The sequence below is a fragment of the Bradyrhizobium sp. Ai1a-2 genome, assembly GCF_000426245.1.
GTDB lineage: Bacteria > Pseudomonadota > Alphaproteobacteria > Rhizobiales > Xanthobacteraceae > Bradyrhizobium.
Map to the genome: position 1 here is coordinate 1 of NZ_AUEZ01000085.1, position 15,179 is coordinate 15,179.

Annotated in this window: 17 protein-coding genes and 1 tRNA gene; 7 read left to right on the forward strand and 11 right to left on the reverse strand. The window is 63.7% G+C overall.

Translation table 11 applies throughout. The features are described from left to right. From K288_RS0135595 to K288_RS0135600, 3 genes are all read left to right on the forward strand, one after another. The coding region (locus K288_RS0135595) for an IS5/IS1182 family transposase (protein ID WP_027583829.1) at positions 1–313 on the forward strand (313 nt) is incomplete at its 5' end. 341 nt (positions 314–654) lie between these two features. Next, a complete protein-coding gene (locus K288_RS52890) occupies positions 655–876 on the forward strand; it encodes a hypothetical protein (RefSeq protein ID WP_152535826.1) in 222 nt (73 codons plus the stop codon). A 72-nt stretch (positions 877–948) separates the two neighbouring features. Further along, a complete protein-coding gene (locus K288_RS0135600) occupies positions 949–2,457 on the forward strand; it encodes a tyrosine-type recombinase/integrase (RefSeq protein ID WP_027583830.1) in 1,509 nt (502 codons plus the stop codon). Between the two features lie 26 nt (positions 2,458–2,483). On the opposite strand, the gene K288_RS0135605 is transcribed toward K288_RS0135600, so the two are convergent. Together K288_RS0135605 and K288_RS0135610 are read right to left on the reverse strand one after the other, a co-directional pair. Further along, a tRNA-Leu gene (locus K288_RS0135605) sits at positions 2,484–2,568 on the reverse strand. Between the two features lie 96 nt (positions 2,569–2,664). Then, positions 2,665–2,907 (reverse strand): FliM/FliN family flagellar motor switch protein, encoded by a 243-nt coding sequence (locus K288_RS0135610; protein ID WP_027583831.1) that lies wholly within the window; start codon positions 2,905–2,907, stop codon positions 2,665–2,667. A gap of 60 nt (positions 2,908–2,967) precedes the next feature. Here K288_RS0135610 and lipB point away from each other — a divergent pair, with 60 nt between their 5' ends. After that, the gene (gene lipB / locus K288_RS0135615) at positions 2,968–3,693 is read left to right on the forward strand and encodes a lipoyl(octanoyl) transferase LipB (RefSeq protein ID WP_027583832.1); all 726 of its coding nucleotides are present in this window, start codon (positions 2,968–2,970) and stop codon (positions 3,691–3,693) included. Positions 3,694–3,712: 19 nt separating this feature from the next. Here lipB and K288_RS0135620 read toward each other — a convergent pair whose 3' ends face one another. From K288_RS0135620 to K288_RS0135650, 7 genes are all read right to left on the reverse strand, one after another. Continuing rightward, on the reverse strand, positions 3,713–5,149 hold the full coding sequence (locus tag K288_RS0135620) for a TIGR01777 family oxidoreductase (protein ID WP_027583833.1): 1,437 nt from the start codon (positions 5,147–5,149) through the stop codon (positions 3,713–3,715). Further along, a complete protein-coding gene (locus K288_RS0135625) occupies positions 5,146–5,811 on the reverse strand; it encodes a DUF4166 domain-containing protein (protein WP_027583834.1) in 666 nt (221 codons plus the stop codon). The genes K288_RS0135620 and K288_RS0135625 overlap by 4 nt, the downstream gene beginning before the upstream one ends. A gap of 21 nt (positions 5,812–5,832) precedes the next feature. Then, the gene (locus tag K288_RS0135630) at positions 5,833–6,390 is read right to left on the reverse strand and encodes a MarR family transcriptional regulator (RefSeq protein ID WP_027583835.1); all 558 of its coding nucleotides are present in this window, start codon (positions 6,388–6,390) and stop codon (positions 5,833–5,835) included. Positions 6,391–6,474: 84 nt separating this feature from the next. After that, positions 6,475–6,774, reverse strand: a complete 300-nt coding sequence (locus K288_RS0135635) for an acylphosphatase (protein ID WP_027583836.1) — start codon at positions 6,772–6,774, stop codon at positions 6,475–6,477. After that, positions 6,771–7,637 carry an isocitrate lyase/PEP mutase family protein gene (locus K288_RS0135640; RefSeq protein ID WP_027583837.1) on the reverse strand — a complete coding sequence of 289 codons (867 nt, stop codon included), beginning with the start codon at positions 7,635–7,637 and terminating at the stop codon, positions 6,771–6,773. The genes K288_RS0135635 and K288_RS0135640 overlap by 4 nt, the downstream gene beginning before the upstream one ends. Positions 7,638–7,708: 71 nt before the next feature. After that, positions 7,709–9,724 (reverse strand): acetyl/propionyl/methylcrotonyl-CoA carboxylase subunit alpha, encoded by a 2,016-nt coding sequence (locus K288_RS0135645; RefSeq protein ID WP_027583838.1) that lies wholly within the window; start codon positions 9,722–9,724, stop codon positions 7,709–7,711. Positions 9,725–9,870: 146 nt separating this feature from the next. Continuing rightward, positions 9,871–10,080 (reverse strand): hypothetical protein, encoded by a 210-nt coding sequence (locus tag K288_RS0135650; RefSeq protein ID WP_027583839.1) that lies wholly within the window; start codon positions 10,078–10,080, stop codon positions 9,871–9,873. A 176-nt stretch (positions 10,081–10,256) separates the two neighbouring features. Here K288_RS0135650 and K288_RS0135660 point away from each other — a divergent pair, with 176 nt between their 5' ends. The 3 genes from K288_RS0135660 (at position 10,257) to K288_RS50250 (ending at position 14,084) form a co-directional block, all read left to right on the forward strand. Then, positions 10,257–11,018, forward strand: a complete 762-nt coding sequence (locus tag K288_RS0135660; RefSeq protein ID WP_051334913.1) for a thermonuclease family protein — start codon at positions 10,257–10,259, stop codon at positions 11,016–11,018. A gap of 70 nt (positions 11,019–11,088) precedes the next feature. Next, the gene (locus tag K288_RS0135665) at positions 11,089–13,530 is read left to right on the forward strand and encodes a PAS domain S-box protein (RefSeq protein WP_244443381.1); all 2,442 of its coding nucleotides are present in this window, start codon (positions 11,089–11,091) and stop codon (positions 13,528–13,530) included. 83 nt (positions 13,531–13,613) lie between these two features. Further along, positions 13,614–14,084 (forward strand): DUF6496 domain-containing protein, encoded by a 471-nt coding sequence (locus tag K288_RS50250; protein ID WP_027583842.1) that lies wholly within the window; start codon positions 13,614–13,616, stop codon positions 14,082–14,084. Between the two features lie 10 nt (positions 14,085–14,094). Here the strand turns inward: K288_RS50250 and K288_RS0135675 are convergent, their stop codons facing one another. Together K288_RS0135675 and K288_RS0135680 are read right to left on the reverse strand one after the other, a co-directional pair. Next, entirely contained in the window at positions 14,095–14,541 is a 447-nt protein-coding gene (locus tag K288_RS0135675) for a PPC domain-containing DNA-binding protein (RefSeq protein ID WP_027583843.1), read from the reverse strand. 16 nt (positions 14,542–14,557) lie between these two features. After that, on the reverse strand, positions 14,558–15,118 hold the full coding sequence (locus K288_RS0135680) for a type 1 glutamine amidotransferase domain-containing protein (protein WP_027583844.1): 561 nt from the start codon (positions 15,116–15,118) through the stop codon (positions 14,558–14,560). Positions 15,119–15,179 lie beyond the last annotated feature (61 nt).

Consider the following 15,179-nt stretch of genomic DNA (forward strand, 5'->3'; position numbering starts at 1 on the left):
GGGCGATGCACCGCAAACTGCGGCCCTGATCGAGGGACTGCCTGCCGAGGTCATCATGGCCGATACGGCCTATGACGCCGATCACTTGCGCCAAGCCATCGCCGCCAAGGGAGCGCTGGCCGTCATCCCCAACAACCCGTCACGTGCGCTCAAATATCCGCTCGATAAGCATCTCTATGCCCAGCGTCATCTCGTGGAATGCTGCTTCTCAAAACTCAAGCAGTTCCGTCGCGTCGCAACCCGCTTCGAAAAGACCGCCCGAAATTACCACGCTGTTGTCACGCTCGCAGCCATCGTCTTATGGCTGAGATAAGTGTCCACACCACCTAGAGAAACTCGAAAGCGTCCCAGCTAAGTCGATCAAGAGAAAATGATCGCTATCCTCTTCTTCGACTTCGCTAGCTCACAATGATTTTTGGCTCTTTCGACTATCTCATAATGCTCCAAGTCTTATCTCCCTTCACTAGAGTAACCAGTGAACGCCGTGGTTGAATAAATCAGCGCGGCGCTCTCTCCCGTACCATTCCTCCTTCGATTTCGCGGCCACCAACGCAGAAGCTGATGGCAAACGCGCTGTGGTCGCACTCGGAATGATCAGTGTCTCGTGACGGGGAAGCGCGCAGTTCGAACGTGCTCACGATAGGAGAAAGGTTCATGCCGCGGCGTCCGGCAAAGGTTACTCAAGCAGACCTAGCTCGCGCAATCCGCGCCGCCAAGGAAGCCGGCGCGAGCGCGGTCAGTGTCGATGCAGACGGCGCTATTCGGATTGCACTGACGCCGAGCGCCGCGCCAACCACGCCCACAACAGGTCTCGACGAGGTATGGGTGCCATCGGAGGCGCTGCAGCGTTACCTGAAACGCACCGAAAGCGGGTGAAGGGCACCTTATGCAATTGATGCGGACTCAACGCATCGCTAGACTCCAAGCATTGGTTCACGGAGACCGCCAATGCTTGGAACGGAGAATCGCGACCCCCGCGCCCCCGGGGATCTGCGCAGGTACCTCTGCTTCGATTATTCCGCGCGGGGCGCGCTGCGCTGGTATGTAAAGGTGAGCGCCAAGGGCCGCCGGATCGGCATCAGTGAGGAGTACGGCACCGAAGCGTTCGACATCGCCTTCGACGCGGCGATCTCGGTGCTCGGCGGAGTGAAGCGTATGCGTCGGGTGAAGCCCACGGTGAAGCCGGACCAGCCGGAGCGGCGTTATCTTCATGTTGACGTCAGCCAATGGGGACAGTTGCGCTATTACGTGCAACTGCGCAACAAGCTGCCGAAGATCCGGATCAAGGCCGAATTCGGCACACCCGAGTTCAACGCCGAGGTCGATACCGCCATCGCCGCCCAGATCGCGCTGTATGGCAACGAGGGCGATTACATCAACGCGCAGAAGCAGCGTAACGAACCACGCCCTCCTCTGCCCGCGGCGCCGCCAAAGCCGGGTACCTTGCGATGGTACTGGGGCGTATACAAGGAGAGCGACCACTGGTTTGGCGATCTCACCGTCGGCCAACAGGGCCTTGCAGACTCGACACGACTTCAGCGCACGGGGCTGATTGAGTCGCTGCTGCCGGAGAACGGCGAGAAGCCATTTGCAGTACTGACTCGCAGGGTCATCAAGGCCGAGATGAAGGCGCGCACACCGTCACAGGCTGGCAACCTGCTGTCGGCACTGCGCGGCATGATCCGCTGGATGATCGATGAAGGTCATCTCGACGAGGACGACGATCCGACCATCGGGCTGAAGTCGGGCAAGGCGAAGGCGAGCCGCGAAAGTGGCGGTTTCCTGCCCTGGACCGAGGAGGACATGGCGCTCTTTCGGGCGAGGTGGTCGCTCGGCACTGAGGCGCGGCTGATGTTCGACATCCTGCACTACACCTTCCTCCGGCTTGGTGACGCGCACCGCTTCGGGCCGCCGCATCTACGACAGATCGTCCGCAAGATGGCCGTGCAGATCACGACCGAGAAGAGCCAGGGCAACACCACTGTGACCGTGCCAGTGCACCCGGAGTTCGCCGACAGCCTGCGGGCGGCGCGGGCGGCGGGGATCGTCGGCGCGGAGGTGTTCACCGGCAAGAAGCTGCGCGGCCGGGTGCTACCGATGAACAAGAAGGCATGGGCGATGAAGTTCAAGAAGTACGCGGTCCTGGCCGGCGTCAACGAGCCCAAGAAAAGCTGCCATGGGGTCCGTAAGGCTCGGGCCGAGGTGGCCGCGTATGCCGACTGCACCGAGAGTCAAATGATGGCGATGTTCGGCTGGACCGATCCGAAAATGCCCGCGCACTACATCGCGCAGGCGAACCGGGAGAAGCTCGGGATGAGCGGAATGGAGAAGATCGTGGCGTTCGATCAGAGCCAGTCGCTGGATGAATTCATGTTGGCGCGCGGCGCGAACACAGCCGGAACATCCAGCGAGAACAGAGTAGTAACTTTGCGTAGTAACGCACGCAAAAAAATCTAGCGATTTCAATGCCAAAACTGGGTTTATGGTGCGCTCGGAGGGACTCGAACCCCCACGATTTTACTCACTGCCACCTCAAGGCAGCGCGTCTACCAATTCCGCCACGAGCGCTTGGGATGCCGGAGGGAACCTAAGGGCCGCCGCCGGATCGACGGCGGGATGTATCAAATCGGATGGTGGGGGACAAGCCGATAAGTGGCCAATTAACTACCTAACATCAGGGGATTTCGGCAGCATTTGCTTGACCTCGACCGCAATCCGGTTGCGATCGACCAGCACGACGCCGCTGGCGATGGGCAGGTTGTTGGCGAGGATCTTGACCTCGTCGGCCTCGGTGGCGTCCAGTTCGATGATGGCGCCGCGGGAAAGCCGCATAACCTGGTGAATTGGCATCGTAGTGGTGCCAAGCACCACCATGAGATCGACACTGACTTTATCGAGGGTAGCCACTTCTGAACCGCCAAACCGAGACTAGATTGTGGTTCCACCAGACCACGTGATGGTTATCTAATGGTTAATGCCCGCCAAAACCTCGATTTGACTACTTTTGCGCACCCAAACGGCGGCGAAGCCGTCGAGTGGCGGATTTCGGATGCCCCGGTGCCCTACCCTGACGCCGTCGCCGCAATGGAATCACGCGTCACCGACATCGCGGCCGGGAAAGCACCCGAACTGGTCTGGCTCCTGGAGCATCCCCCGCTCTACACCTCCGGCACCAGCGGCAAGGCCGGCGATCTCCTGGAGGCGCGATTCCCGATCTTCGAGAGCGGGCGCGGCGGCCAGATCACCTATCACGGCCCCGGACAGCGGGTGGCCTATGTGATGCTGGACCTGAAGCGGCGCCGGCCGGATGTGCGCGCCTATGTCGCCTCTCTGGAAGAATGGATCATCCGCACCCTTGGCGCCTTCAATGTCCGCGGCGAGCGCCGCGAGGACCGTGTCGGCGTCTGGGTCAAGCGGCCCGACAAGGGGCCGGGATTCGAGGACAAGATCGCCGCGATCGGGGTGCGGCTCAAGCGCTGGGTGTCGTTTCACGGCATCGCCATCAATGTCGAGCCGGACCTCTCGCATTTCTCCGCGATCGTGCCCTGCGGCGTGGTCGACCCACGCTACGGCGTCACCTCCCTGGTCGACCTCGGCCTGCCGGTGACGCTGCCCGACGTCGACGTTGCGCTTCGGCAGGCGTTTATCGAGGTGTTCGGCGCAGCCGAAGCGCGGCTGCCAGAGACGACTTAGCACCGGGCCGCCCGCGGCCTCACAAGATCGCCTCGAATGCGCTGCGCAGCGTCTCGTGCCGGAACACGAAGCCGTTGCTGAGCGCCTTGTTGGGCAGCACGCGCTGGCCGCCCAGCAACAGCTCCTTGGCGAAATCGCCTCCGACCCGGCGCAGCAGGCCGGCGGGGACGCGAAAGATTGCGGGTCGATGCAGCCGGCGCCCGAGCTCTTCGGTGAATTTGGCGTTGGTCACCGGGATCGGCGCGGTCGCATTGATCGGACCTGTGAGATCGGCTCTCGCGATCACATGCGCGATCAGACGGACGAGATCGTCGCGCTCGATCCATGACATCCATTGCCTGCCCGAACCGAGCGGCCCGCCGAGCCCGAATTCGAACGGCGTCAGCATGCGCGTGATGAAGCCGCCGTCGGTGCCGAGCACCAGGCCGATCCGCAGGCAGACAACGCGGACGCCGAATTCTTCCGCGGGACGCGCCGCCTCCTCCCAGGCCTCGCAGAGTTCATGGCTGAAGCAGGCGTGTGACTTGGCCGACTCGGTCAGTACCTGGTCCTGCCACAGCCCGTACCATCCGATCGCGGAGCCGCTGACAAGGACGGCCGGCTTGCGTTCGAGACGCGCGATCAGTTTCACGACGTCGCCGGTGATATCGATCCGCGAGGCAAGGATCTCGTGGCGCTTGGCCTCGGTCCATAGGCCGTTGCCGATCGGCTCGCCCGCGAGATTGACGATGGCGTCGATCCTGGTCTCCGCAGGAATCTGGTCGAGGCTCGTGATCAGCGTGATCGGCGGCGGCAACAGCTCGGCCTTTGCCGGATTTCGGATCAGCGCGATGACCTGATGGCCGGCGGCCGTGAGGCCTGCGACGAGGCGGCTGCCGATGAAGCCGGTGGCGCCGGTGACGAGCACCGTCTGCCGGCCGGGCAAACCCGTCACAAGCTCGCGCGCGGGCGCGATGGTCATGCGCGCCAGGCGTTTTGTGGCCGTGAAATCGCGCAAGACGCAAAGCGCAGCGCCGACAGCGGCCGCCGCTGCCGCGATGCTGAGAAGACCGGTGTAAGCCGATTTGATCCCGGTCGGCTGCATCGCCCAGCCGATCAGGACCGGCAGCAGCAGGACCAGGATGGCGCCGTAATTGATCGCGAGCAGCGTATGATTGATACGCTCGCTCGCCGGCAACTTCCTGCTCAGATCCTCCTCGACGAAATCCATCAGCGTGATGACGACTTCCGCCACCAGCACGGCAATGATCAGCATGGCGAAAACGCCGTGCACCTCGAGCCAGCCGAGAATGAGGAACAGCAGCGCATAGAACATGTTGCGCACGGCGTGGAGCTGCAGCTCGAAACGCTGCGACGGACGCCACGCCAGGCGCTCGGTGAACTCATGGTGATAGAAGGTGTCGAATACCCCCATCACGATTTGAATGGCGATCAGGGTCCAGAGCAGCGGCGTCATGAGATGGTCTCCCTAAACACAGCGGACTGACGGATCAGCATGCCGAAGCGGGGATGAATGATCTCGAGCGTGAAGCGGAATTGGTCGCCGCCGAGATCGCGATGGGTCACGGTGAGATCGCCCGGCGTGAGCCACTCCGGCAGCGGCAATCGGAACGGACCGAGCTGCAGCGAATAACCGGAGCTGCGAAACACCAGCGCTTCCCGCGCGACCGATATCTTGAGCGCCATGCTGACACCGCAGCCGACATATTCCTCGAGCCCCGTTGGACCAGCGAATCGTTTGCAGGAGTGGATGACCTGCGGAAAGCCGTTGCTGCGCGTGGCGATGCGGCTCCAGATCTGGCCGCCAGTGGCTGCATCCTCGGTCACCGTGACGATAGCCGGGACGCCGGTCTCGGTGCCGGTCGGCAACGGCCCGCCGATCAGGCGCGCGGCCTGCGCCAGCCACCAGCCGGCGTAACTGAAGGTGACTTCATCGATTTCGCCGACATAGATGATGGTCCCGCCCTCGGCGAGGCGCTTCGAGAAGCGCCGCCAGACCGCGACCGGCAGCCGTCCCCAGTCCTCGTCGGGGAGCAGCGCACGAAACCTGTTGTCGTCGTGCAGTCTTGCGTTGGAAGCCGGCGATGTCTTGAGGCTGGTTATCCTTGCTGACGCCATCGCACGCTCCCACTTGCTTGCCTATCTGGCTCTTCCCGTCGGCAGCAGATTCACGATTTTCTCGCCGAGCTTGATCAGCGCGACCAGGCGCGGCCGCGGCACGTTGAGCATCTGGCTGTACCAGCGGTCGACGAGTTCGGTGAAAGCCAGCATCTCCTTCAGCCGCTTGCCCGCGACCGGGCTGATCGTGGGATCCTCGGCCGCATCCGACACGCAGGCGCGAAGCGCCGCGATCGCCGGATCGATCTCGCGCTCCTTGCGCCCTGCGGCGATCCGCGCCGCGACTTCCCAGATGTCGGTTTCCGCCTCGAAATGATCGCGCCGGTCGCCGAGGATCGGCACGCGGCGGATCAGATTCCAGGCAAGCAGCTCCTTGATCGAATTGGACACATTCGAGCGCGCCATGCCGAGCGTGTCGGCGATGTCCTCCGCCGTCATCGGCGTTTCGGCGAGATAGAGCAGGCCGTGGATCTGGCTGACCGAGCGGTTGACACCCCACTCGTCCCCCATGTCGCCCCAATGCAGGATGAAGCGCTCGACTGCGGGCGGAAGTTTTCTCTTGCCGGTTATTTCTGTCATGACAGAAATATCTGATAGAACAGGGCGCATGTCAAGCCGCTGCTTGCTCCGTCCCGTTCTGGATTTGAAGGTTGCGGAAGCGCCCTACACCGTCGCCAGCACCGAGAAGCCCTCCCCCGCTTCGCGCAGCTTGAGGAGATCGGGACCGCCGGCCTCGTCTTGCACGGCATCGACTCGTGAGGCGGTCGGCCCGCGCCGGCACGCGGCGATCATTTCCGACACGACGACCTCGGGCCCGGCAAGGACCGCTTCGACGCTGCCGTCCCTTCGGTTGCGAACCCAGCCCTCGAGCTGGCGCACACGCGCCTGGTATTCGACCCAGGCGCGATAACCGACGCCCTGCACACGACCGCGGATCATGACATGACGGATCGTGTCGCTCACTTCTTCAGTCCCAGGAACGCGCTGCTGCGCGCTTTCATCTCAGCCTCGCGCATCGCACGGCTGGTGAGTTCCGGGGATGGCAGCCCTTGCAGGCTTTTCGGCGACACGCCCTCGCGCAACGCCTTCAGCGTTTCGTAGACGGCCTGCGTCGCGGCGGCGAACGGCGCATGGCCTTGCAGCGCAATCCGCACGCGAAGGCCCGCAAGATAATCCGGCGCAGCCATCTCCTCCGGCGCTCCGCCGAGCACGATCGGCAGTGTCGTCGCCGCGGAGATCGCTTCCAGCTCCGCCTTGGCCTTGATGCCGGTAAAGAACAAGGCGTCGACACCGGTGGCCTCATAGGCTTTCGCGCGCACGATCGCAACATCAAGGCCGGTGATGGACACCGCGCCGGTGCGGCCAATGATGACTAGCGATGGATCGCCGCGGCCGTCGAGTGCCGCCTTCATCTTGCCGACGCCCTCCTCGAGCGAGATCAGTTGAGTCTTGGCCTGACCAAACGCCTGCGGCAGCAAGGTGTCCTCGATGGTGAGGCCGGCGGCGCCGGCAACCTCAAGCTCCTGCACGGTGCGGCGGACGTTGAGCGCGTTGCCATAGCCGTGGTCGGCATCAACCAGCACAGGGAGAGCCGAAGCCCGTGACATCCGCCGCATCTGCTCGGCAAGCTCGGTCAATGTGATCAGGGCGATATCGGGATCGCCGAGCACCGCGAGCGAGGCGACGGAGCCGCCGAACATGCCAACCTCGAAGCCGAGGTCCTCGGCGATCCGGATCGACGTCGCATCGTAGACCGAGCCCGGCCGGACGCAGCCGGTGCCCGCAAGGATCGAACGCAGTGCTTCGCGTCGCGCGCGGAAAGTCATGGGAGCTCTCTCTATGTCAGCTTGGGCGCGATCCCTTTCGGAGAACCGGTATCCACGTTCCGGATCATGCCTTACACGAATTCGAGGATCAGCGCGTCGACCGCCAGCGTTGCGCCGGGAGCGGCGTGGATTTTCTTCACCGTGCCGTCGCGCTCGGCGCGCAGCACGTTCTGCATCTTCATGGCCTCGACGACCGCAAGCGTCTCGCCGGCCTTGACCTCCTGCCCTTCGCTGACCGCGATCGACACCACGAGCCCCGGCATCGGGCACAAAAGCTTCTTGCCGGTATCGGCAGCCGAGACCACCGGCATCAGACGCGCCGACGTCGCCTCGGTTTCGGTGAAGACGTAGACCGGAACCTCAAATCCCTGATGCGCGAGGCGGAATCCGTTGTTGATTGGGCGCACCTGCATCGCCACGAACTGGCCGTCGATCGTGCCCTGCCAAACCGGCTCGCCCGGCACCCACGTCGAGACCAGGTTATGTGGATTGCCCGGCTGCCCGTCGCTGCCGATGAAACGCACCACGATGCCGTCGGCCTCGCGCGCAACGTCGAGCGCGATCTCGTCGTGGTCGAGCCACACCGCGCGACGCCGCTCCCGCTGCACCAGGCGACCATTCATCTGTCCTGAAATCTGCCGCTTGCGCTCGCCGAGGACGTGGTCGATGGCCGCGCCCGTGGCCGCCAGTCGCCGCGCGATTTCTCCTTCCGGCGGCCGCGCCGAAAATCCCTTCGGATATTCCTCCGCGATGAAGCCGGTGGAGAGCTTTCCTTCGCGCCAGCGCGGATGGTTCATGAGCGCCGACAGGAACGGAATGTTGTGCCTGATGCCGTCGACGTAGAAGGCGTCGAGCGCGCTCGATTGCGCCTCGATCGCCGCCGCGCGCGACGGCGCATGTGTGATGAGCTTGGCGATCATCGGATCGTAATGGATCGATATCTCGCCGCCCTCCTGCACGCCGGTATCGTTGCGGACGGTGACGCCGTCCTGGCTCTTCTCGGCCGGCGGACGATACTTCACCAGGCGCCCGATCGAAGGCAGGAAGTTACGGAACGGATCTTCGGCATAGACGCGCGATTCCACCGCCCATCCCGTCAACGTCACGTCCTTCTGCGCCAGGCCGAGCTTTTCGCCGGCGGCAACGCGGATCATCTGCTCGACGAGATCGATCCCGGTGACGAGTTCGGTGACGGGATGCTCGACCTGCAGGCGCGTGTTCATCTCCAGGAAGTAGAAGCTCTTGTCCTGGCCGGCGACGAACTCGACCGTGCCGGCGGAGTCGTAGTTCACCGCTTTCGCCAGCGCGACCGCCTGCTCGCCCATCTTGCGGCGCGTGGTCTCGTCGAGCAGCGGCGACGGCGCCTCCTCGATGACCTTCTGGTTGCGGCGCTGGATCGAGCATTCGCGCTCGCCGAGATAGATCACATTGCCGTGCTTGTCGCCGAGCACCTGGATCTCGATGTGGCGGGGATCGACGATGAACTTCTCGACGAAGACGCGGTCGTCGCCGAAGGAGGATTTCGCTTCGGCCTTCGCGAGGTTGAAGCCCTCCTCGACCTCGGCCTTCGAATGCGCGATCCGCATGCCCTTGCCGCCGCCGCCGGCGGAAGCCTTGATCATTACGGGATAGCCGATCTCGTCCGCGATCCGCACCGCATGCTTGCCGTCCTCGATGACACCGAGATGGCCGGGCACGGTGGAGACCTTGGCCTTCGCGGCCGCTTTCTTGGACTCGATCTTGTCGCCCATCGCGGCGATTGCATCGGGGTTGGGCCCGATGAAGACGATGCCGGCTTCCTTCAGCGCGCGCGGAAACGCCTCGCGTTCGGACAGGAAGCCGTAGCCGGGGTGAACGGCCTCGGCGCCGGTCTTGCGGCAGGCATCCACGATCCTGTCGATCAGTAGATAGCTCTCCGCCGCCGGCGGTGGGCCGATCAGCACGGCCTCGTCAGCCATCTCGACATGCAGCGCATCACGGTCGGCCTCGGAATAGACCGCTACCGTCTCAATCCCCATGTGACGTGCAGTCTTGATGATCCGGCAGGCGATCTCGCCGCGATTTGCGATCAGGATTCGTTTGAACATGTTCTTCTTGCTTGAGCGTTTGGGCAGGATCCTCACCCGCAAGGGTGCACGGGCGGCAGGCGTCTCAATTGACGTGGTACAGGAAAACTCAGGAGAGGCAACGGTCTATATCGAGGCGGCGGGCTTGCGCCCTGCGCCCGAAGCCATCAACCCGTATAGGTATTAAATCTACCACGCACATAGGCGCGAGAGACGGCCTTCATCAGCTCGCCGACCTCGTTTTCCAGATAGTCATTGGCCACGATGAGCGCGCGGATGGTGGCCCGCTTATTGCCGCCGCAGGCCGCGATAGCCTCATCCACGGCAGCTTCCAATGTGTCGATATCCTCGGTGCTGGCACTGGGACGAGAGGACATCTGGCGATTTCCGGGACGTGGGGCGAATACCTATGTTCTCTTTTTGTTCCATGAATGTCAACCATCGATCGGTCACGGTCGACCAGTTCCGGCAGCTTTTTCTCAAGGCGGAATAGCTTCGCGGAAGCTTCGTGCTAGAAGGCTTTCCCCCGCACGCATTTCATCGATTGCAGACCATGCCATTACGCACATTGATCGCAGGGCTGATCCTGATAGCCCTTCCGGCGAGCCAGGCCTTCGCCGCCAACGCCACCGTCAGGAACGCCAGTACACTTCAGCTCGGCAACGTGACCTACCGGCTCGACGGCATCGACGCGCCGCCGATCGACCAATTGTGCATCGACGAGCATGCGGAGAGCTGGACCTGCGGCATCGAGGCCCGTGACCAGTTGGCGAAGCTGATCGGCGACAGCCAGGTTCGCTGCGACGATCTCGGTCCCGACCCGAACTATAAGAAACGGCACCTGGGCGTGTGCAAGATCGAAGGCGATCCCACCAGCCTCAGCGAGCTGATGGTGCAACGGGGCTTTGCCCTGAACGTCGAGGCGTCCGCCACCGGCCGCTTCAAGCCTGAAGAGGCGCGCGCCAGGGAAGACCGCCAGGGCCTGTGGAAAGGCTGCTTTGTTGCCCCGCAGGAGTTCCGCCGCGGCAAGCAGGACGGCGCGCTGCTGGGCGCATCGTGCCCCGCCGACCGCGATCGCGCGATCCGCGACGTGCTTTTCCCTGAAGATCTCCCCATGCCTGCAAGCTGCAACATCAAGGGCAAGTTCGCCGTGCGCGCCCGCGTCACCGGCGATATCGGCATCTATCATCTGCAGGCGTGCCGCAGTTACCCTGGATTAACCAAACCGGACCGCTGGTTCTGCTCTGAAGATGACGCGCAGGCAGCGGGATTCCGCAGGGCCTATAACTGCAGGCCCGGAACCAAGGCCAAATGACGCTGGCAAGCCCTCTTCCGTTGTGTGAAACTGCGCGAAGAGGTCGCCCGCCCCGATGCCGCCAGACCCTATGAACGTCCTTCCCGAGACGGTCGCCGCTGAACGGCTGCGCCAGCATCTGGAAGAAATTGCCCGCGAACGCGACCGCGCCCATCGCGCACTCCAGGAGCGCGAGGCGGAGCTTGCCCGGATCCAGCGTATCGGCCGCGTCGGCGGCGTCGAGGTCGATTTCCGCGAGGGCTTCCGCAACCGCCGCTCGCCGGAATACCTGATTATCCACGGACTGGGGTCGGACGCTGTCAACGAGACCCACGAGGATTGGGCCGACCGCATCCACCCGGACGATCGCGAGCGCGCAATCAAGCATTTCTTCGATGTCCTGGCCGGGACGAGCGAAGACTACATGGCGGAGTACCGGATCATCCGTCCGAGCGACGGCGATATCCGGTGGATCGCCGTGATCGCGGAAATCGAGCGCGACCGCGACGGCCGCGCACTCCGTCTGGTCGGTGCCCATATCGACATCACCGAACGCATGCTCGCGCAGGAAAAGCTGCGCGAGAGCGAGGAGCGCTTCCGCCTGATCGCCGACAGCGCGCCGGTTCCGATCTGGGTGACCAAGCTCGACCGCACCCGTTCCTTTGCCAACCGGGCCTACATCGATTTCCTCGGCCTTCCCTTCGAAGAAGCCATCAAGTTCGACTGGCGCAAGCGGCTGCATCCCGACGACATGCCGCGCGTCGTGCAGGAATCGATCGCGGGCGAAGCCTCGCTCAAGCCTTTCGTGCTGGAGGCGCGCTATCTGCGCGCCGACGGCGAATGGCGCTGGCTCCGTTCGGAGTCGCAACCGCGCTGGGATCCGACCGGCGACCATATCGGCTTCATCGGGGTGGCCCACGACATCACCGCGGCCAAACAGGCCGAGATCGAGCTGCGCCGGCTGAACGAGACGCTCGAATTGCGCATCTCCGAGCGCACCGCGCAACTCGAGGCCAGCGAAGCGCAAATGCGCGCGATCTTCGAGACCAGCCACCAGTATCAGGTTCTGCTCAATCAGCACGGCAACGTGCTCCATGCCAACCGGACGGCGCTGGCCGGCATCCGCGCCGAGGCCCGCGATGTCATCGGCAAGCGGTTCTCGGAAACGCCCTGGTTCACCGCGACCGACGGCTTGCCCAAGCTGGTTCGAAATGCCTTTTTGGTCGTCATGAAGGGCGACGACGTCAAGACCGAAATGATGCTGCGGCTCCCGAGCGGCGAACGCTATTTCGATTTCGCGATGCGCCCGCTTCGTGATCAGCACGGCACCGTGATCGGCGCCGTGGCCGAAGCCGTCGACATCACTGAACGGCGCCAGGGCGAAGAGGTGCTGCGGCAATCGCAGAAGATGGAAGCCGTCGGCCAGCTCACCGGCGGCGTGGCCCACGACTTCAACAATCTCCTGACCATCATCCGCTCCGCGACCGACTTCCTGCGCCGCCGCGACCTGCCCGAGGATCGCCGGCATCGCTACATCGACGCGATCTCCGAAACGGTGGAGCGCGCCTCCAAGCTGACCGCGCAGCTATTGGCGTTTGCCCGCCGCCAGCCGCTGAAACCACAGGTCTTCAATGTCGGCGCGCAGGTCGACAGTGTGACCCAGCTTATCCGGCCGCTGGTCGGCGCGCGCATCCAGATCGATGTCGAGATCGATGCCCCCGATTGCTTTGCCATCGCCGACATCGCCCAATTCGAGACCGCGCTGATCAACCTCGCGGTGAACAGCCGCGACGCCATGGACGGCGAAGGCCACCTCGCGATCACGGTGCGCAAGGTGCAGGGCATCCCTGCCCTGCGCGCCCAGCCGACGCGGCGCGGCGCCTTTGTCGCGATCGCCATAGCCGACACCGGCACCGGCATCGCACCCGATCATTTGCAATCGATCTTCGAGCCGTTCTTCACCACCAAGGAAGTCGGCAAGGGAACCGGGCTCGGCCTGAGCCAGGCATTTGGCTTCGCCAAGCAATCCGACGGCGACATCGATGTCGTCAGCACGCTCGGGCAAGGCGCGACCTTCACCATCTATCTGCCGCAGGCAGCACGACCGGCCGATGCGGCATCCGCCGCAGCCATCGCCAGCGAGCCGGCGACCACGGGCCGCGGCTATCGCGTCCTCGTCGTGGAGGACAATGACGACGTCGGGCAGTTCTCGACCGAGCTGCTGGAAGACCTCGGATACTCGGTCAAGCGCGTGGCGAATGCCAATGCGGCGCTCGCCCTGTTGTCCGAAGACGAGTTTTCCGCCGACCTGGTATTCTCCGACGTCATCATGCCCGGCATGAACGGCGTGGAGCTCGCCAGCGTGATCCGCGACCGCTATCCCGGCCTGCCCGTGGTCCTGACCAGCGGATACAGCAACGTGCTCGCCGAAAACGCGCACCGCGGGTTCGAGCTGATCCAGAAGCCCTACTCGGTCGAGTCGCTATCGCGCATCCTGCGGAAGGCGATCGTAGATCGCGGGGCGATCAGTTAGACCGCCCGAACCTCAACGTCTGCCCTCCGTTGGAACGACATCCGTCATCGGCGGTTCTTGCCGGAGAAACGGAGGATGAAACGATGGCACCTTCATCGCGTCAACGACGAGTCACCGGCAGGGTGATGCACGAATTCAAGCATGGCGAACTGAAGAGCGGACGTGGCGGCCGCGCCGGCAAGGTCAAGAATCGTCGGCAGGCGATCGCCATTGCGCTGCAGGAAGCCGGCGCCTCCAAATACCAGAGCAAGCGCCGCAACACTCGTAACCTGCGCCGCACCGAACAGAAGGAAGCGCAAGGCCGCACCGCGCAGCAGGAACGTGAGGGCAAGTCGCATGTCGGCGCCGCCCGCAAGCTTGAAAGCAGCCGCGCGATGGGCGGCCGCAATGCCCGCAAGCTCACCACCCGCGGGCGCAAGGCAGCAGTTGCGCGCGCCCGCAAGCGCGATGGGCATACGCGGCAGGAACTTTACGCGAGGGCGAGGCGGCGCGGCATCGAGGGCCGCTCGAAAATGACCAAGCGGCAGTTGGAGAACGCGCTCGGCATCCGCTGAGCGCATTCTCCTATTTGGCCGCGATATCGATGAGGGCGATGCCGAGATCCGCCCTCTTCTTCCGCCGCAGTTTTGCCGGCGTTTCCGTCAGCACGACCTCGAGCGTCGGCCGCACCATGCCCGCGAGCAGGTGGCCGCCCCGCGTGGAGCCATCCGATAGTCCGAGCACGATGTGGACGTGCAGGCTCGCCTTGCCGTCATCGCCGATCGCGACGTCGCCGATCGCGCTCAGCACCTCGCACTGCTCGTTGACCTCGATCTTCCGGTAGGATTTCGAGCCGAAATCGAACCAGCCGACGGTCGCCCGCTCGAACGCACCGATCGCGGTCAGCGCCGCCGCCGAGATCCTGGCCTCGTTGGCGAACTTCGTGAGCATCGCGAACGCTTCCTCACCGGTGTCGAGGATGACGACATGGACCTGCGCTCCGGGTTCGTCGGCGATCAATTTGCTATGCATCGGCGGGCTCGCGTCGTCAGGCTGCGTTGCGCTTGATGTGGCGGCCTTCCTTCACCTCCTCGATGATCTTGGCGCTGAAGGCCTCGAGATCGCCGGGATTGCGGGAGGTGATCACGCCCTGGTCGGTCACCACCTGCGAATCCTCCCACATGGCGCCGGCATTCATCACGTCGGTCTTGATCGACTTGTACGACGTCATCCGCCGCCCCTTGGCGATACCGGTTTCGATCAGAAGCCAGGGCGCGTGGCAGACCGCGGCGACGATCTTCTTGGCTTCGAATATGTCCTTGATGAATTTCAGCGCCTTCGGCTCGACCCGCAGCAGGTCCGGATTGATCTGTCCGCCCGGCAGCACGATCGCGTCGTAGTCGGAGGCTGAGGCCTGGTCGAGCGTCTTGTCGACCTTCACCGGCCGGCCCCAATCCTTCATGTCCCAGCCCTTGATCTCGCCCGCCGCCAACGAAATCACGTCGACGGTTGCGCCAGCCTTCTTGAGCCGGTCGCGCGGCACTTCCAGTTCCGACTGTTCGAACCCGTGGGTTGCGAGGATTGCGATCTTCTTGCCTTTCAAGTCCATGAGGAAACTCCGTCGCAGTGCATGGGAGATGCCGACCAATCGGCGATGCCGATCATCGTTC